We start from the raw sequence: 18862 nt of genomic DNA, 5'->3' as shown, positions 1-18862 counted from the left end.
CACCATTTACTAAAATGGTGCCCTATTTTTATCTTAAGATAAGTTTCACCTTAAGATAAAAGTGTTTTTAGCTCATCAGCTGAAGACAACTTGCCTTCATCTTCAATATTTGGGAATACCGCTATGGTGATTTTATCTATTGCCAAACTTGGCAACCATCCCGTCAAAAATGTCTCCAGCTCAACAGCTACTGGCTCGCAATCATCCCAATCTTCTACTGCCCATTGGCTCGCAAATTCAGCATCAGGCCAAACCATGACGCAATCACCTTCGTCCGTCTCAACCATTACAAAGCCATCTTCGTTACTCAAGCTCCATACGGTTTGGCTTTCTTTCACTTTTTCAACGAAATAAACTAAACGTTCGCTATCCGGCGCAACTAATAATTGGACGCGTTCATCCATCGATAATTCTGTAGTCATGTGCATTCTCTCATTTATAGTAGCTAAAACACGATTATCTAATTTAAAAATAGCCGACTTCGTCTTCGGTTAATTCTCTAAATTCGCCAGGATTTAGTCCCTCATCTAGAGCTAAGTCTCCGATTTGATCACGATGCAGCGTCTCAACTTTATTTCCGACTGCTGCCAACATCCGCTTAACTTGATGATACTTGCCTTCTTGAATCGTTAAGAAGATTTCGTTATCAGAAATACGTTCGACAACCGCTGGCATTGTCAGTTGAGACTCACCATTCAATAATACGCCTTTTTCAAGTTGTTCAAGCGCAGCATCGTCGATGCTATCGAGCAATGTCATTCGGTAGCGTTTATTACACGCTTTTTTAGGCGATGTAATGCGATGCAACCATTGGCCATCTGTTGTCAGCAATAATAAGCCAGTTGTATCTTTATCTAAACGCCCAACCACTTTTAAGCTTTGCCCTAGATGTGAAGGCAGTAAATCTACCACGGTAGAATGCTCAGCATCTTCCGTCGCACAGACGTAACCTGCTGGTTTATAGAGTAAATAATAGCCTTCCGATGGCCAAGCTAGACGCGTGTCATCTAAATAGATAACGTCCGTTTCTTGTACTGGGTGGTTTGCTTTTTTAATCGTTTCACCGTTTACAGTAACACGACCTTTCGAAGCGGCTATTTTCGAGGCTTTACGCGCAAGATCTGTAACATGGGATAAATAAAAATCTAGTCTCAAGGAATTATTCGCCTATGGCTCATCTATCAATTTAAGAGAAAACTTCGTGGGAAAGTTCTATTTCTTTGTAGAAAAAAGTCGAGTTATGCAAAGCGCCATTCGCACTTCGTGTGTAGTTAGGCACCTCACCAAATGGGATATAGCCTAATTTAACATACATATCGTGAGCGATATCATCACTTCTGACTTCTAACATGAGTAATTGTCTTTGCATCGACGCAGCTACACGTTCAACGCCTTGCATTAAAATACTGCCTAAACCATTTTCTCGAACGTTCGTATGTACCATCAGCTTTTCTACATCACAACGGTGTAAAGCATTTGCCTTGGGCGACATGGCAATCTGTACACTGCCAACGATTTTCTCATCTTCTCTCACCAACAAAACTTGTCTGGAGTTTACTTGTAATTCATCATTGATGGATAGCCAATACGCTTTTGCCTCTGGTTCACTTAATGGTGGTAAAAAACCAATAGGAGCACCCGATTCAACCGCATCACAAAGCAGCTCAACAAGGTCATTTAGGTAAGGGTTGAGATCATCTACTTTAAGTAGCTCCAAGCCGTGTATCCTTCTTTAATCTGATTGGTCGCTATAATACCTGAGCCGGCTGACATTAGAAACGAAGAGGCTTCAAGATCTATTCTATTTCAAGATAAGGCAATCTCATAACAAATAAGGCGACCTAAGGTCGCCTTATTTGAATCATTCTTCGCAGCACAATAACTAGATATTGCCCATGTAACGACCTGGTTTATGATTGACCGCCAGGATCATGTTTAATGCAATCGCACCAATGACAGAAACGGCGATTAAACGAAAATCAATAACGAAAATAGATAACGTTACAATCGTGCAATCCACCGCCATCTGAAATTTACCGAAAGAAATACCATATTTCTCAGCAATATAACGAGCTAAAATATTGACGCCTCCCAAGCTGGCATTGTGTCTAAAGAGCATAAGAAAACCCACTCCCATCAAAAAACCACCAGCCAACGCGGCATAAATAGGCTCGATGCTATTAAACGAGATAAGTTTCGGGGTAAGGTCCGAAAAAAACGATACACAAAATACAGCTAAAAAGGTCTTAAGTGTAAATTCCCACCCCATATGTTTAAACGCTAAAAGGTAGAAAGGAATATTAACAAGAAAGAAAGCTTGCCCAAAGGTTAACGAGGTTGTGTACTGTAAAAGAAACGCCATCCCTGCTGTACCGCCTGTTATAAGCCCTGCCTGCGTAAATAAATTTACACCCAAAGCAATAATAAGAGTACCAATAACAAGCGCCTGAATATCTTCAATTCGAGTATGGCGTTTGGCAACCATTGTACTAGCCGACATAAATTTCTCTTCCGTTTAACAATAAAAATGAACATTACATATGTTCAAATTTTAGAGAAAACTGAGTCGAATACCAACTTTTTGAAGACAGACCGTTTTTTGATTTTTACATGAAGTGTCTTTATTTCTGTACATTTTTTTATCACGACTATTTCCATCAACCTCAGCGAAAACCATCTATCTTGGGCAATATGAAGCACTTTATTGATGATCAGACCGTATGAAGCATCATAGTGGATGCTTTACTTTCGTTTATCTTTTCTTCTTTTTGTAATAGTGCTTGTAATACACACCTGTTGATAAAAAAAGGCCAGCAAGAAAGAAAAATAGATTATGAAAAGTAATTAAAGAGCTATTATCGCCTACTTCAGCGTATGTAGTAGAACTCACCATACTTGCTGATAAAACAAGACAACAAGCAATTATCTTATTTTCCATTTTCCCTCCCAGTCATCTTATTTAGTGACAAATAACGGCTTTCGCATAGGATACGGAATGTGTAATAGCCTGCACTAGAGCATTATTTTGCGTTTTAAGCTCAGCCCCTTTACTTTGTATAAAGAGATCCCATTCGAAGCGTATATGCGTCGTCGTTCGCATAATCAAATCACGTTGTTCAGCCTCAAGGTCTGAACGCATTAAAACGGCTTGTAAGAAATTCATTGCATTTTCGTACTGTAAATTTGCCGATACAAAATCACCAAGCCCTGTAAACGCTTCTGCAATATTTAAATGACTAACCACTGTCGCTGAGACAATCGTTTCAGGGTCCTGGTAAAAACCGTGATCAGATTCTCTTTCGACTTGAGCGAGTGCTTTTCGATTCAAATCTACTGCATCAGAAAAAGCGTGCTTAAAATAAGCTTTGTTGGCTTCTCTTGTTAACCTTTCCCAGTACTGCATAGTCATCTCCACTTGAGTTAGTTTTCATTTTAACAATTCAATTAAAAAGTAACGAGAATCATTATCATTAAAAACAAATAGAAAATCTACACTTTTGAAAATAAATCTCATTTCTGGTTATATTTCTGTGAAGGGAAGATCGAGATAGACCAGCCGATGGTCTGAGGTATTTTTCAATAATGTCGCTTCTTGAGAGGCTTTTTTAGGCCAAAAAACAGCTTGATTAAGAGGAAGTAATGTTTGGCTCACTCGAACATAGTCTGCTTGCATACGCCAAACTGCGGTATGACATTTGCTGATGTTTTTTTCAATTTGAGATGAGTGCTCAATGCCACCTTCACTCTCAGGAAAGGGCAAATGCGCTACTTTAGGATGATTTAATAAATTCACTATTGCCTGACGATATGAATCCCCTTCCGTAGGCGATGCATTTAAATCTCCAAGTAACACAAAATCATCTTGATCAATACCACCTGTACGGCCTTGGTCATCGTAGAAGTAAGGCTCACCAGATAGGTAATCGGTCCAAAAACGAATTTCATCGTGGTTGCGACAAGCGTTGCGTTTCTCTTTACCATCAAAAACAGGCGGCGTCGGATGTGAACATAAACATCTAAGCTTCTTGCCATAAACATCGACTGCCACGTCCCAATGGGATTTAGAAGATAAGGGTAAAATACTAAGATCTTCTGTATCGAACCACGAATCACCTCGACTATTTTTAGGCAAACAAGGGGTAGGCATGTCTTTCCAGAGAAAAGACTGAAAAGTTCGAGTGGCCACAGTATCGATGGGAAAACGAGAAAGTAAAAGCATACCGTATTGACCTGGAAACACGCCAAAACCTAATGCGTCCGCGCCTTTATCCGAGGCTATACCGTCTTTATCAAAGTCTCGACCAGAGGGCATACCTGTGTTTACAGCTTGGCTATAAGCATACGGCAGATCTAAGTTTTGATCCTTGTTAGCGTGACGGAGCGCTTTCTGTAACAGAGTAACAATACGACCACTGGGGTCAAAGTCTATCTCGTTAAGAAGAATAATATCTGGACGAATATGTTGTAAGAGAGCCACTGTCGCTAACACTTGTTTATCACATCCAGATGTTAACGCGTTTAATAAGTCGCCCTCACTAGAGCGGCTTAATGCTGTGTTGTAGCTCGCAATGCGAACTACCATTCAATTCCCACTTGCGCCTTAACTCCATTAGCAAAAGCATGACGTTCATTCGCTACTTTGCTGTGCGTATCTACACTGTCTAATAAGGCTCTTGGTGCTGTACGCCCTGTCATCATGACATTTTGATGAGCTGGTCGAGCAGCCAAAGCCGCCAGTAAATCTGCTTCGTCTAAATGGCCATATTTGTACATATAGGTAATTTCATCTAATAGTACAAAGTGAATATCAGGATTGGATAATACTTGCTTAGCTAATGCCCAAGCCTGTTCGGCCGCTTCTTTTTCTAATGCAGGATTACGAGTTTCCCAAGTAAATCCATGTCCCATCACATGAAATTCTACACCTGGATGCTCACCAAAAAAAAGCTGTTCGCCTGTGGCTTTACGACCTTTGATAAACTGGATAACCGCACACTTTTGTCCATGTCCAAGCGCTCTTGCCATGGTACCGAAGGCACTGGAGCTTTTCCCCTTACCCGTTCCTGTTAATAAAATAGTAACGCCTCGCTCTTCTGTCGCCGACGCAATACGCTGATCAACAACCGCTTTTTTCTTAAGAAGCCTCGCTTCTTGTTTTGCATCTAGCTCTGTCATAATTTATTTCTTCTTGTATAGCAGCCAACTTGGATAATAAAGGCCTTTGTGAATAGCAAACAGTCTGAGTATAAATATCAGAGCGACTGAGTAAATCGAATTATATTCATGGGAAGGAATGTTTTTTTGAAGTAATACCATCAGTACAGCGCCAATAAAAGCAGGGGTCGCATAAAATTCTCGCCCAAGCACCATAGGAGGACGATTACTCACAACATCCCGAATAATGCCACCCGCAACACCCGTGGTTACACCCATCGTAATCGCAATCGTTGGAGAGAACCCTAAGCTCAATACACGCTCTGTTGCTACGATGGTAAACAACGCCAAACCAAAAGCATCGGCATAATGAAAAACTCTCTGTCTATCATCTATAATTCGTACTGCAAAAAAGGCGAATAGAGAAGATAAAAATGCCACCCAAAGATAGGAGGTATCTTTGACCCAATAAACACTTTCAACCCCTAAAATAACATCTCGAATGGTCCCGCCACCTAAGGAAGTAACCATGCCTAAAAGGACAATACTGAACAAATCCATGTCTCGCTTACCGGATGAAATAACGCCAGTAATAGCAAACGCTGCAATGCCTATCATGCCTAAAATATATAACAGCATATTTCAATTAATCTCTGTTCTAATCACTTTATATTCGATGGAATCAAATGACCCAATCGCCCGCCCCTAAACGCTTCAAAGAAATATATTCATCTTGAATAAATAACTCTGTCACGCTCATAAACCCTACATCAATTCGATGAGATTGCGCCAAAGGCCATTGACACAACAAACTCACTAGCACTTTGATAACACCTGAATGAGTCACCACAACCAAATGCTCGGCATTACAATGTTTAATAGATGACCACCAGCACCACACTCGATCTGCAAGCACTTGTAAGGATTCTCCTTGATAAGGTGCCGTATCGACGATGTCTTCAAACCATAGGTCTATCGACTCTTTAGGAATATCTTCCCAGAGTAAATTTTCCCAGAGACCAAAATCTAATTCTTTAAGTGCGTGTTGAGGTTGTGAAGTATTCTGGCTAATTAAGCCAGCGAGCTCTGCCGCTCGACTTAATGGGCTGTGATAAAAAGCCATACTTCCCTGCAAAGTATCCAGATAGCGTCGTAATAACCTAGCCTGGGCTTGCCAACCGTCTAGAAGCGGCACATCTGCTTGCCCGTAACACAAGCCTTGCTTTATATCCGGCTTAGGATGACGAATCAAGTACAGCTTCATGCTAATGCATCCATCAAACACAATAGCAATAATACTTCACTTATCTGCTCGACGGCCCCCAATGTATCGCCATTAAACCCTCCGAGACGCTTTCTTAAGTATCGTCTAGCCCCTAACACAAACAAGGCTAAAACGCCGATGGCTTTGATTAGATGTGAAAAATCTAACAGCAGAAGAAACAGGCAAGGAATTAAAGCCAAAAACCATTCCTCTTTACCCAGCTTAGCAATCATACTCGATGCTTTACTTTGACCTGCAGTCACATAATCCATCGTATTCATGATCACCAACGGCGTAAATCGCGACACACTATGAACCATAATCCAAGCGAATAAAGCCGATCCATAATGACTCCCATCAGCCATAAGACTTGAAAGTATTTGGGTCAATAATAGCCATTTAAGTGTCATCGAAAACCAAATAGACAAGGCTGCGTAACTGCCAATCCTAGAGTCCTTCATGATCTTCAAACGCTGTTCTTTATCCCAACCACCGACCAAACCATCACAGGCATCCATTAACCCATCTTCATGAAAACCACCCGTGATTAACACGGCGGTTAGCAACATGAAGATGGCCTGAATAGCGGCTGGCAGAGCATCAAACCATAATGGCCAAGCGCTTAACAAGGCAACAACGATACCCACCGACGGTAAAAAGCACACTGCGGGAGTGTGCTTTATGCTGTCATCCCAATCAACGGAAATCGGGATACGAGTATAGGTTACAAGACTTCGTTTAAAACCTTGCCAATAAGCGTTATATATTGTCACCGTCGTTTACACCTGCACTTTCGAAACTCGCCATATTATTGAGAAACACGGCCGCACTTTGAATAAGAGGATAAGACAAAATAGCACCGGATCCTTCGCCTAAACGTAAATCTAAAGACAAAATAGGCTCTGCGTGTAAATGGCTCAACAACAATTTATGCGCTTGCTCATTAGATTGATGAGCAAAAATAGCGTATTCACGAACATTAGGCGCAATTTTTTGTGCATATAACAAAGCAACAGAACAAATAAAGCCATCCACCACAAAGGCGGTTTTACGCTGCGCAGACTGCAACATGGCTCCTGCCATTGCTATGATCTCGAATCCACCTACCTGTTCTGCTAGTGTTTGTGCGCTCCAGTCCATCATAACTTGACCAGTCTGCGTTTCAGCACGCTTTAGAGAGGCTTCAATTACCTGAGCCTTTCTAGAAACGCCATTGTCATCTAAACCAGTGCCCCGACCCGCGCTTTGCGATGGATCTATGCCTGTCAATGCGGTCATCATGCAAGAAGACACACTGGTATTGCCAATGCCCATCTCGCCAAACATTAATAAATTAACACCAGCATCAATAGCAAGATCAACTTCAACAACTCCTGCTTGAATGGCTTGGAATAACTCTTCAGACGTCATCGCCGCTTCTTGGCTAAAATCTTTAGAGCCAAAAGCCACTTTACGCTTGCTCAATAAAGGATGACTTTTTAATTCTGCATTCACACCCACATCGACAACTTGAAGAGGTACGTTATGTTGAGCACAAAAAACGCTGACCGCGGCACCGCCCATTAAGAAGTTCATCACCATTTGTGGTGTCACTTCTTGCGGAAACACGCTAATTCCTTGAGCGACAACACCATGATCTGCCGCAAAAACAATCATCTTTGGCTTAGACACATCCACGTCTACAGTTTCTTGAATGCGACCAAGTTGAAACGCTAGATGCTCTAATGCTCCCAAAGCGCCCAAGGGTTTAGTCTTAGTATCAATCTTATGCTGAAGAGACTCATTTAATGACCTTGATGGAGCCTGAATAGTAAACTGCTCAAACACACTTATACTCCCTAGCCTAGCGCCTTTTGAGCACGTTGACGTACGACTTCAAACAAACAAACGCCAGTCGCAACAGACACATTTAAACTCGAAACAACACCCGCCATAGGCAGTTTCACCAAGTAGTCGCACTGCTCACGAGTCAATCGACGCATACCATCTCCCTCAGCACCCATTACTATGGCTGTCGGAATGGTAAAGTCTTGTTCATAAACGGTTTGTGTCGCTTCCCCTGCCGTTCCAAAAATCCAAACACCCTGATCTTGCAGTTTTTTCATTGTGCGCGCTAAGTTAGTTACTGCATAAACCGGAATACTTTCCGCTGCGCCACACGCGACTTTACTAACAGTCGCATTCAAAGGCGCTGAATTGTCTTTTGGCATCACTACGGCATGCGCACCAGCAGCATCTGCACTACGCAAACAGGCGCCTAAATTATGAGGATCAGTCACACCATCTAAAATAATAATTAGCGGCGTTCCTTCTATACCTTCAACTAAAGTGTGTAAGTCACCTTCATTACCCGCTTTGGTCATTACTGTATAAGCAACAACACCTTGGTGGACTACACGCTCTTTATTTTTGGTAAAAAGCTGATCTAAATCGCGACGAGCCACTATGCTGTAGCGTACTTTATTGGTTTTACAAAGCTGCACTAAACGCTGTGTTTTTTTATCATCACGGCCTTCCTGAAAACGTATTTCATTAATACGCTCAGGTTGCTGAGTTAACGCATTTTCTACGGCATGAATTCCGTAAATCCATTCTAAATCTGACATTATGATATTTTTACTCTAATCGGATAAATCAATTAATCGTTAGCTCTAGGCTTAGCGTTATTTTTTTTCGCTTTTTTTGGCTTTTTCACTTTTTTTACCGTCGAAGCGGTTTTAGCTTTTACCGCATTTTGTGCCGTTTTCTTTTGACGGATCATTTTTCCCTTTGAAGGACCGCGACGCTTTTTCGTCTTAGGTTTCTTTTCTCCTTCTTTTTCATTCTTCTCTACGCTGTCAGTCTTTTCAGTTGGAAGCGGCTTTTTAGACTTAGTACGACCACCTAACTCAATAGGAGGCAGTTGTGCTAATTGCATCTCAAGCTCGCTTGCATCATTACGCTCAATTTTCTTACGTGGTTTAGCCTGAACATCGTCTAAACTCAAATCAATTTTTCGTTGCTCTAAATTAACACTAGAGACTTTAACTTTCAGGCGGTCCCCCAAACGGAAAACACGGCCCGTTCTTTCGCCAATAATCGCTTGATGCTCCAGATCATGAACAAAATAATCTTGTCCCAATCCTGAAATATGCACTAAGCCATCAACAAATAACCCTTGCAGCTCAACGAACAATCCAAATGAAGTGACGGCAGTAACGACGCCATCAAAAGACTCACCTAAATGCTGCTCAACATACTGACATTTCAACCACGCTTCTACATCACGAGTGGCTTCATCAGCACGGCGCTCAGTGACAGAACATGAATCGCCTAACGCATCCATATCGGCATGACTGTATCCATATATTTTACGTTCTTTAAGAGTCGGACTACCTGCTACTCGATATGCTTGACGCATAACAGGACGACCTTCACCACGTATTAAATAACGAATTGCTCGGTGAACCAATAAGTCCGGATAGCGACGAATAGGAGAAGTAAAATGCGCATATGCTTCGTAATTCAAGCCAAAATGGCCTAAATTATCTGCCTGATATACCGCTTGAGACATAGAGCGTAGCAACATGGTCTGGATACTACGTGCATCAGCGCGATGTTTAATCTGATCCGTCAGCAAAGCATAGTCACTTGGCTTAGGCTTCAGCCCACCAGTTAACTCAAGACCTAACAATCCAAGATAAGACCGTAAGGTTAATAAGCGATCTTCTTTTGGCCCTTCATGAACTCGAAATAACGCTGGTAGATCCGCTTTAATTAATAACTCTGCCGCCGCTACGTTAGCGCACAACATGCATTCTTCGATCAGTTTATGCGCATCATTTCGCTCAACAGGAACAATTTGATCAATCTTAGAATTCTCATCAAACACCATACGTGTTTCAACAGTGTCAAACTCCATCGCACCACGCTCAGCACGGGCCGCTTTCAACACATGATAAAGACCATTTAAATCATCAATATGAGTAACAATAGAGGCATAACGTTCACGTAACTCTTCACCGTCATATTCAAGTTCTGGCGCAATCATTTTCGCCACTTTGGTGTAAGTAAGACGAGCATGCGACTTAATCAAGCCTTCATAAAATTTATAGCCACGCATTTTGCCTTTGGTTGTAAGCGATACCTCAGCAACCATAGCCAAACGATCAATATCTGGGTTTAACGAGCACAAACCGTTCGACAGTATTTCTGGCAGCATAGGAACCACTCGGCCAGGAAAATACACTGAGTTTCCTCGTACGATGGCTTCTTCATCTAATGCCGTGTCTTTTTTCACATAGTGAGAAACATCCGCAATGGCAACAAATAATTTCCAACCGCCTGGTGTTTTTTCACAATAAACCGCATCATCAAAATCGCGCGCATCTTCGCCATCAATAGTAACAAAAGGCAGATTACGCAAATCTACCCTATGTTCTTTATCTTCTTCTGCTACTTCTGCCGTGAAACCCTGAACCTGTTTTTCTACGGCTTTAGGCCATTCACTGGGAATTTCATAACGGTGGATGGCCACATCTATCTCAAGGCCAGGTGCCATAAAGTCACCCAGAATTTTTTTCACTATACCTTGAGCTGGCTTACCACGCTCTGCATAGGAAACAATTTCCGTCAGCACATATTGTCCATGAACTGGCACCAAGCCAGAGTCTTTGGAGATCAATATGTCTTGAGAAATACGAGGGTTTTCAGGCGTAACAAAAGAGGTTCGACTTTCTTCGTAGTAACGGCCAACTAATTGACTGTGCTTACGCTCAATCACTTCGACAACAACACCGTCTAACCGACCTTTAACACTACGACCAGATAAACGTACCTTAACCTTGTCGCCATCCATTACGTTTTGCATTTGACGAAAAGAAAGAAAAATATCATCGTCATTTTGACGCAATAGAAAACCGTGGCCTTCTTTATTGCCCTGAACATAGCCTTCGATAAGGTCACTTTCTAGGATCGGAGTGTATTCTTCATTCTTATTACTTGTCAGCTGATGATCTCGACACATCGCAATCAGTCGGCGACGCAAAGCTTCTATTTGATCTTCACCAGTCAAGGCAAACTCTTTGCACAAGTCTAGATGGCCTAAGCTGATATTCTTTGACGCGAGAAACTCTAATATGAATTCGCGACTCGGTACGGGGTTATCGTACTTAGAGGCTTCTCGTTGTTTATGGGGATCGTTTATATTTTTATTACTCAATGTTTGTTTATCCTTGGATTAATCAATAAGCTGCACTCTTATAAATGGTCGAGCTTTAACACCTTATTGCTTAGAACATTCGCAGTGCCCAGTTACATTTCTTTAAACCAAGCTTCTGACACGTCTAATTTGTTGTCATTATAGAGCATTCTCGCCCAATACTCTTTAGCTGAAAGCCACCCTTCCTACAAACTGCACATCAACTTCTTAATCTGCCTTGTAATTTCACAACAAAACAGTCAATAAACCATTACCTACTCTCGTTTATACCAAGTTTTCATGAAACTTTTTTGAATAGATTTTACTTTTTTTATGCCTTTTTGCTCATATTTCAAACAAAACCACCAAAAACATCGAATAATTAGATAGGTATTGAAGCGTGTATTCATTGCCTATGGCGTACTAAATTCATCTCAGCCATCACTTTGGTGGAAATTTCTTCCACGGACAGTTTTGTCGAATCTAAAAAAGGTATCCGCTCTTGGCGATAAAGCGACTCAACTTCTTCTATTTCATAGCGACATTGTCGAGGTGATGCGTATTTACTGGCTGCCATTCTACCAGTACGAATTTCATGTAATCGGTCTGGATCTATGGTTAATCCAAAGAGCTTTTTCTTATGAGGTTTCAGCACTTTCGGCAAACCAGTCGCGGCAAAATCATCTTCGGTAATTGGGTAGTTTGCCGCTTTAATTCCGTATTGCATCGCTAAATATAAACTGGTTGGCGTTTTACCTGATCGAGACACACCCAACAAGATAATATCCGCTTGATCGAAATTTTTGATAGATACCCCATCATCATTCGCTAACGCATAGTTAACGGCGTCTATCCGACCGTCGTAGACCCCCTCTTTCATACCGTGGGCTTTTTGAGCCGTCGGTTGAGCTGAAACACCTAGTGCCTTCTCTATCGGCAATAATAGATCACCAAATAAGTTATAACAGTGACATTCACAGGATTGAATAATCTCACGTATTTTAATGTCAGAAATAGTATAAAACACCAAAGGAGGATTTCCAGATTCTACCTCTAAATTAATCTGTTGTTTCAACCCATTGGCCTGATCCATCGTCGCTAAAAAAGGCACGCTTTGTGTCTCTACAGCCACATCAAAAAACGACAACATCGCCGAACCAAAGACTTCTGCCGTAATCGCTGTTCCGTCTGATACAAAATACACTTTCATGTTTTTATTCTCATTTTGTTGTTATGCAACAACATTAAATTTTTTAATTGAAATAAAACTACATCGAATATTCGATTTTATTCCATGTCCCTCACCTACATACAATGATCCCAGACATAACGTTTTTACAAGCTTTAACTAATTATGTCGTTATACCAATAAGAAAATCAGATTACTCTTTTTAAGTAACTATTTTGGAGTCCCGTGTGAGCAAATTTGTTAAGTGGTTCAAAAATCTTCGTTTAGAAGACGTCGGTGAAGTAGGTGGTAAAAACGCCTCTTTAGGAGAAATGATTTCTAACCTGACTAGCCTTGGTATTCAAGTACCAAATGGTTTTGCAACTACTTCCTATGCTTATCAAAGCTTCTTAGAAGAAAGCGGCTTAGACGCAAAAATCAACCAAACTCTCGACACCTTAGATGTTGATGACGTTCATGCGCTTTCAGAAGCAGGTGTGAAAATTCGTCAATGGGTTGAAGATGCGCCTTTCTCACCAGAATTTGATGCAGAAATTGAACAAGCATTTAAAATTTTATGTGAAGATAATGCTTCAGACACTTCTTTTGCTGTCCGTTCATCCGCTACCGCAGAGGATTTGCCTGACGCCTCTTTCGCTGGCCAGCAAGAAACCTATTTGAACGTGAAAGGGCTTGCTGACATTAAAGCCTCTATCAAACGTGTTTTTGCTTCTTTGTATAACGATCGTGCCATTTCTTACCGCGTTCACCAAGGATACGAGCATAAAGGCGTTGCCTTATCGGCTGGCATTCAAAAAATGGTACGCAGCGACATAGGTGCTTCTGGTGTACTTTTCACATTAGACACAGAATCTGGTTTTGATGAAGTTGTCTTCATTACTGCTGCATACGGTCTTGGAGAAATGGTTGTTCAAGGTACCGTTAATCCAGATGAGTATTACGTGCATAAATCAACACTAGCCGCTAAACGTCCAGCGGTAGTGCGTAAGTCGTTAGGTTCCAAAGCGCAAAAAATGGAGTACGCAGAGGCAGGAAGTGAAGAATTTGTGACTATTGTCCCCGTAGCCCTTGATGACCAAAACCGCTTTGCATTAACAAATGACGAGATAGAAGACCTAGCTCGTCAAGCTTGCATCATCGAGACACACTATCAACGTCCAATGGACATTGAATGGGCGAAAGACGGTATAGATGGAAAAATATACATAGTTCAAGCGCGCCCAGAGACAGTCCGCAGTCAAGCAAACGCACAGAGCATGGAACGTTTCTCTCTCAAAGAAACCTCCCCTGTGCTCATTACTGGCCGCGCCATTGGTCACAAAATTGGTACTGGCGAAGTCAAAATATTGTCTTCTATTACTGAGATGGATCGTATTAAGCCTGGGGATATTCTTGTCACCGACATTACAGATCCTGATTGGGAGCCGATCATGAAACGCGCGTCGGCGATTGTCACAAATCGTGGTGGTCGTACCTGCCACGCTGCAATCATTGCTCGTGAGCTAGGCATTCCTGCCGTTGTCGGTTGTGGAGATGCAACAGAGACACTGAAAGAGGGACAAAAAGTAACTGTGTCTTGCGCTCAAGGAGACATGGGCTTCGTTTACCAAGGTGAATTACACTTCGACGTCATCACTTCAGAAGTCGGCAATATGCCAGAACTGCCTGTTAAAGTGATGATGAACGTGGGTAACCCAAACCGAGCTTTTGATTTTGCCATGTTACCAAACGCTGGCATTGGCTTGGCTCGTTTAGAATTCATCATTAATCGCATGATAGGTATTCACCCAAAAGCGCTGCTCAATTACGCTGATATGAGTGCTTCAATAAAAGAAGAAATAGATCACCGAATAGCTGGCTACAAAGGCCCTGTTGAGTTCTATGTCGACAAACTAGTTGAAGGTGTCGCGACTCTCGCCTGCTCCTTCTCTAAAAAGCCAGTGATAGTTCGCTTGTCTGACTTTAAATCAAACGAATATCATAATTTGGTGGGTGGGCCATTATTCGAACCTGATGAAGAAAACCCAATGCTTGGTTTCCGAGGCGCCGCTCGTTACATCGATGACTCGTTCCGTGAATGTTTTGCATTGGAATGTGAAGCCATTCGACGTGTACGTAATGACATGGGCCTAACCAACGTGCAAATCATGATTCCTTTTGTTCGTACTTTAGAAGAGGCGCAGCAAGTCACAGAGCTACTCACAGAACAAGGCTTAGCTCGTGGAGAAAATGGTCTCAAAGTCATTATGATGTGTGAGTTACCATCCAATGCCTTATTAGCAGATGAATTTCTAGAATACTTTGACGGTTTTTCTATAGGATCAAACGATTTAACGCAACTAACACTGGGACTTGATCGAGACTCAGGACTCATCGCTGACAAATTCGATGAAAGAAATCCAGCGGTTAAAAAACTGCTTAAAATGGCAATTTCAGCTTGCCGAGCAAAAGGCAAATACGTAGGGATTTGTGGCCAAGGCCCATCAGATCATGCAGATTTTGCCGACTGGCTAGTAGAGCAAGGTATTGAGAGTCTTTCTCTTAATCCTGATACCGTCATTGAAACTTGGCTGCATCTTAACGAAGTACTAGAAAATACTTCGTTAAGTCAGAATGCCGTTTAACCACGGCGCTGTTACGTTATTGTAACGTCACTCTAGTTTTATAGCCTCGCTTGCGAGGCTTTTTTTAGTCAAGAAACTGAGGGCTAATCCTTGGCTGCTAATTTTTGATTTTTCTGGCAAATCAACACAAGCTCAATGGCTGAAATTAGAATCAAAGTATAACCTAGTGTTTCCGTGCCCTCTTCTACGATATTTTTTACAACTCGAATATAGTTGTCACCCATTACAGAAGACCAGAACGAGTTACGCCCCATCATTCTGGAAAACGCCAACACAGTTACCAGCCCTGCCAAGCATGTCCCATAGCAAGCTGTTTCAGAGTACGCCTTTAAAGACCCATAAATGGAAGAAAACCTACCCCATAAAAAAACGACTACCATGACCAAAATAAAGCTAACTATCGTTTGCCACGCTCCATCGTAGGCATATTTATCTAATAATGCATCAGATTCTCTAACAAACATCATTGCCAAAAGAGCGGCTAATAAAGTACCTGCGATTTTTAATTTTGGATCAATACGCGATGCATATAAAAACAACATGCAACTAGAAAAAGTCATCATATCTTGCATGTGCTCGGTGAGTGTATGCTCACCATAAACAGCCAATGTTTTGAAATGATATCCTTCTAGACCAATAAGGTAGCCAACCCCGGCTAAAGATATTAAATATAGAAAAGCACGGACTAAAAACATAATAAACCTGCAGAGTTAATTTCAGCAGGATATTAGGTAAAAAAAGTAGAAAAAACGATAGCTTAAGTTAATTGCCTCAAACAATCCCAAGTTAATGTGGAGTTGATATCATTTCAATCTAATTAAGATAAAAAAAGGAATTTCATCTTAATCAGACGTTCTATAATTATCCATTAACTCATCTTGCATTGTTTCAACATTCTCAGCAACTTCATCAGGCGATGTGAAATGTGCAATATGGTACATAGCATCCCCTTCTTGAACCAAAGGAATATTTTGTTTCCCAATAATAATGCCTCCATTTTTACAAATAACGTCGTCCAATATTATTCCATAAGGGTCTTTAATCTGAGCAAGAAGATCACCACTTTCTACCAAATCACCAAGCTCTTTTATGTGTGTAGTAAAACCACTGTCAGTGGCTCTTATCCAGCTACTACTACGAGCAATTCTTGGTTCAGACAACGACTTTTTACGCCTTGTTTTAGGCAACATACCAAGATGACGCATGACCTCAACAATGCCCTTCACACCGGCCCTAATAGATAGTTCATCAAACCTAAGCGCTTCGCCAGCTTCGTATAAAATCACTTTAGCACCAACATCATTAGCACACTCCCTTAAAGAACCATCTCTAAGGTTTGAATTTAAAATGACAGGAACGCCGAATGCTGTTGCGATTTCCAACGTTTCTTGGTCATCTAAATTAGCTCGAATCTGAGGTAAGTTACTGCGATGCAAACTTCCAGTATGCAAATCAATGCCGTAGTCTGCTTTTGAAACAATTTCGCTTAGAAATCGATCAGCAACTCTTCCTGCTAATGAACCGCGCTGAGAACCAGGAAAAGAACGATTTAAATCACGTCGATCTGGTAAGTAACGACTTTGATTTAATACGCCATAGCCATTAACGACAGGCACAGCAATTAATGTCCCGCGAATTTTATCCATATATTTACTCTGGATAATACGGCTAATTATCTCAATACCATTTAATTCATCACCATGTATCGCCGCACTAATAAAAAGAGTAGGCCCAGAACGCTTTCCCCTTTTAACAAATATTGGCATAGACATATTAGTATCTGTATAAAGCTTAACAATTGGTAACTTTATTTTTACAGTTTCACCTAATAAAATATCAACGCCGTCGATGGTTAAAATATCATCACTCATCAACCTTTACCTTTCGTTTTAGTATTGCCACTAATCGCAGATTTTTCTATGTGATTAATGATCATAGCGGCAACGTCTTTATTAGTAGCGGATTCAATACCTTCTAACCCTGGAGAGGAATTCACTTCCATAATCAGCGGACCATCGTTTGAACGAAGAATATCGACACCACACATATTCAGCCCCATAACCTTTGCAGCTTCAACCGCAGTCTTACGTTCTTCTGGCGACAATTTAACCAGCGATGCCGTGCCACCTCGATGCAAATTAGAACGAAACTCACCTTCAGCACCTTGCCGCTTCATCGCAGCGATGACCTTCCCACCAACCACTAAACAACGAATATCAGCGCCTCCAGCTTCTTTTATGTATTCTTGGACCAGTATATTGGCCTTCAACCCCATAAACGCTTCAATAATTGATTCAGCCGTCTTATTAGATTCAGCTAATACCACACCGATCCCCTGCGTCCCTTCTAGGAGTTTAATGACAACAGGAGCCCCGCCGACATTTTTCAACAAATCACCAATTTTATCTGGGTGATGCGCAAAACCTGTTTTAGGCAGACCCAAACCTTTGCGAGACATTAATTGTAGAGATCGAAGCTTATCGCGAGAGCGGCTAATAGCCACTGACTCGTTAATACTATAAGTCCCCATCATCTCAAACTGACGCACAACAGCAGTACCATAAAAGGTAACTGAAGCGCCGATGCGAGGGATAACAGCGTCATACTTAGGCAATGGCTTACCATCATAACGAACAGAAGGGTTGTTACTGGAAATATCCATATAACAGTGCATAGTATCAATCACATCCATCTCGTGACCGAGTTTTTCACCGGCTTCCACAAGACGTCGAGTAGAATAAAGGTTAGGATTACGAGATAGAATAGCAATTTTCATAGGTGTTCCTTGCACTAAAAGAAAGAAGCTTTATCGAAAAGCTTCTTATAAAAATATAGGTGTATCTTGAGCGCGAGAATAGTTAATAAGCTGATGCTAGGGAAGCAATATTTTAGCTAAATAGAAAAGATCTCACTTCAAGCTTAGTCTAGCAAGAGAGCGCTAACCACCCTACTCAACAGAGAAGTATCAGCACAATAAATTGCCATCAAAATGACCGTTAAATTGGTTTACGAACCAGTAGTTACATAACAGCTTAGCCTACTTATCACTTTATTGATCTGCTTAATCATAGGCTTTTATCAATGACAAAGCGCCCACAACCCTAGACACAAAACATGATTCTTAAAAAAGTCTAATTCTGTAGCTAGCAAAGGGACTGACAAGAAGCGGCCTTTGGTGCCAAGCAGGCCCACGCGATCGTTTGGTGCTGACGCGTCGAGGTACGAGACAGGCGCGAGTAAATGGAAGATAAGAAACGACTTTTGGTGCTTACGACGAGGGTCAGAGCCCTTAAACGGCGGGTGATGTGGTTGGTTGGATTCTATGCCACTATTTAAGGGGTCTGACCCTGCTCATCTGTTATAGGTATTTGATGTTAGAGGTTCTTGTTTTGCATTTGTGCTGACGCGTCGAGGTACGAGACAGGCGCAAGCAAATGGAAGAACAAGAAACG

The 18862-nt window shown here is 41.5% G+C and carries 19 protein-coding genes; 1 reads left to right on the top strand and 18 read right to left on the bottom strand.

The window, feature by feature from the left end; all coding sequences use genetic code 11:
- Positions 1-50: 50 nt before the first annotated feature.
- The 15 genes from E0D70_RS16400 to ppsR all read right to left on the bottom strand — a co-directional run bounded on the left by E0D70_RS16400 (position 51) and on the right by ppsR (position 12807).
- The gene (locus E0D70_RS16400) at positions 51-422 is read right to left on the bottom strand and encodes a DUF2750 domain-containing protein (RefSeq protein ID WP_133013353.1); all 372 of its coding nucleotides are present in this window, start codon (positions 420-422) and stop codon (positions 51-53) included.
- 43 nt (positions 423-465) lie between these two features.
- Positions 466-1155, bottom strand: a complete 690-nt coding sequence (locus E0D70_RS16395) for a 16S rRNA pseudouridine(516) synthase (RefSeq protein WP_133013352.1) — start codon at positions 1153-1155, stop codon at positions 466-468.
- Positions 1156-1186: 31 nt separating this feature from the next.
- Positions 1187-1717: a GNAT family N-acetyltransferase gene (locus E0D70_RS16390; protein ID WP_133013351.1), complete on the bottom strand. Its 531-nt coding sequence runs from the start codon at positions 1715-1717 to the stop codon at positions 1187-1189.
- A gap of 165 nt (positions 1718-1882) precedes the next feature.
- Positions 1883-2500, bottom strand: coding sequence for a YitT family protein (locus tag E0D70_RS16385; RefSeq protein ID WP_133013350.1), 618 nt, complete (start codon positions 2498-2500; stop codon positions 1883-1885).
- Between the two features lie 252 nt (positions 2501-2752).
- Complete coding sequence (locus E0D70_RS16380; RefSeq protein ID WP_133013349.1) at positions 2753-2938, bottom strand: hypothetical protein; 186 nt, start codon at positions 2936-2938, stop codon at positions 2753-2755.
- Positions 2939-2959: 21 nt separating this feature from the next.
- On the bottom strand, positions 2960-3403 hold the full coding sequence (locus E0D70_RS16375; RefSeq protein ID WP_133013348.1) for a tetratricopeptide repeat protein: 444 nt from the start codon (positions 3401-3403) through the stop codon (positions 2960-2962).
- Positions 3404-3520: 117 nt separating this feature from the next.
- Positions 3521-4582, bottom strand: coding sequence for an endonuclease/exonuclease/phosphatase family protein (locus E0D70_RS16370; RefSeq protein ID WP_133013347.1), 1062 nt, complete (start codon positions 4580-4582; stop codon positions 3521-3523).
- Positions 4576-5175 (bottom strand): cob(I)yrinic acid a,c-diamide adenosyltransferase, encoded by a 600-nt coding sequence (cobO, locus tag E0D70_RS16365; protein ID WP_133013346.1) that lies wholly within the window; start codon positions 5173-5175, stop codon positions 4576-4578. Before cobO ends, E0D70_RS16370 begins: the two co-directional genes overlap by 7 nt.
- Positions 5176-5178: 3 nt before the next feature.
- The gene (locus E0D70_RS16360) at positions 5179-5793 is read right to left on the bottom strand and encodes a trimeric intracellular cation channel family protein (protein ID WP_133013345.1); all 615 of its coding nucleotides are present in this window, start codon (positions 5791-5793) and stop codon (positions 5179-5181) included.
- A 43-nt stretch (positions 5794-5836) separates the two neighbouring features.
- On the bottom strand, positions 5837-6418 hold the full coding sequence (locus E0D70_RS16355; RefSeq protein ID WP_133013344.1) for a histidine phosphatase family protein: 582 nt from the start codon (positions 6416-6418) through the stop codon (positions 5837-5839).
- The gene (locus E0D70_RS16350) at positions 6415-7191 is read right to left on the bottom strand and encodes an adenosylcobinamide-GDP ribazoletransferase (protein ID WP_133013343.1); all 777 of its coding nucleotides are present in this window, start codon (positions 7189-7191) and stop codon (positions 6415-6417) included. The genes E0D70_RS16355 and E0D70_RS16350 overlap by 4 nt, the downstream gene beginning before the upstream one ends.
- Positions 7178-8245 (bottom strand): nicotinate-nucleotide--dimethylbenzimidazole phosphoribosyltransferase, encoded by a 1068-nt coding sequence (gene cobT, locus E0D70_RS16345; RefSeq protein ID WP_133013342.1) that lies wholly within the window; start codon positions 8243-8245, stop codon positions 7178-7180. The genes E0D70_RS16350 and cobT overlap by 14 nt, the downstream gene beginning before the upstream one ends.
- An 11-nt stretch (positions 8246-8256) precedes the next feature.
- Positions 8257-9024 (bottom strand): 23S rRNA (guanosine(2251)-2'-O)-methyltransferase RlmB, encoded by a 768-nt coding sequence (rlmB, locus tag E0D70_RS16340; RefSeq protein WP_133013341.1) that lies wholly within the window; start codon positions 9022-9024, stop codon positions 8257-8259.
- Positions 9025-9056: 32 nt separating this feature from the next.
- Positions 9057-11618, bottom strand: coding sequence for a ribonuclease R (gene rnr, locus E0D70_RS16335; RefSeq protein WP_133013340.1), 2562 nt, complete (start codon positions 11616-11618; stop codon positions 9057-9059).
- A gap of 385 nt (positions 11619-12003) precedes the next feature.
- Positions 12004-12807, bottom strand: a complete 804-nt coding sequence (ppsR, locus tag E0D70_RS16330; RefSeq protein WP_133013339.1) for a posphoenolpyruvate synthetase regulatory kinase/phosphorylase PpsR — start codon at positions 12805-12807, stop codon at positions 12004-12006.
- Positions 12808-13013: 206 nt separating this feature from the next.
- Here ppsR and ppsA point away from each other — a divergent pair, with 206 nt between their 5' ends.
- Positions 13014-15410, top strand: coding sequence for a phosphoenolpyruvate synthase (ppsA, locus tag E0D70_RS16325; RefSeq protein ID WP_133013338.1), 2397 nt, complete (start codon positions 13014-13016; stop codon positions 15408-15410).
- A gap of 83 nt (positions 15411-15493) precedes the next feature.
- On the opposite strand, the gene E0D70_RS16320 is transcribed toward ppsA, so the two are convergent.
- The 3 genes from E0D70_RS16320 to rimK all read right to left on the bottom strand — a co-directional run bounded on the left by E0D70_RS16320 (position 15494) and on the right by rimK (position 18186).
- A complete protein-coding gene (locus E0D70_RS16320) occupies positions 15494-16105 on the bottom strand; it encodes a hypothetical protein (RefSeq protein ID WP_133013337.1) in 612 nt (203 codons plus the stop codon).
- A gap of 147 nt (positions 16106-16252) precedes the next feature.
- Positions 16253-17281, bottom strand: coding sequence for a succinylglutamate desuccinylase/aspartoacylase family protein (locus tag E0D70_RS16315; protein ID WP_133013336.1), 1029 nt, complete (start codon positions 17279-17281; stop codon positions 16253-16255).
- Positions 17281-18186, bottom strand: coding sequence for a 30S ribosomal protein S6--L-glutamate ligase (gene rimK / locus E0D70_RS16310; protein ID WP_133013335.1), 906 nt, complete (start codon positions 18184-18186; stop codon positions 17281-17283). Before rimK ends, E0D70_RS16315 begins: the two co-directional genes overlap by 1 nt.
- Positions 18187-18862 lie beyond the last annotated feature (676 nt).

It is taken from the genome of Marinomonas flavescens (assembly GCF_004352835.1).
GTDB lineage: Bacteria > Pseudomonadota > Gammaproteobacteria > Pseudomonadales > Marinomonadaceae > Marinomonas > Marinomonas flavescens.
The sequence above is the reverse complement of the archived record's forward strand: the minus strand, read 5'-3'. Positions and strand labels throughout refer to the sequence as shown.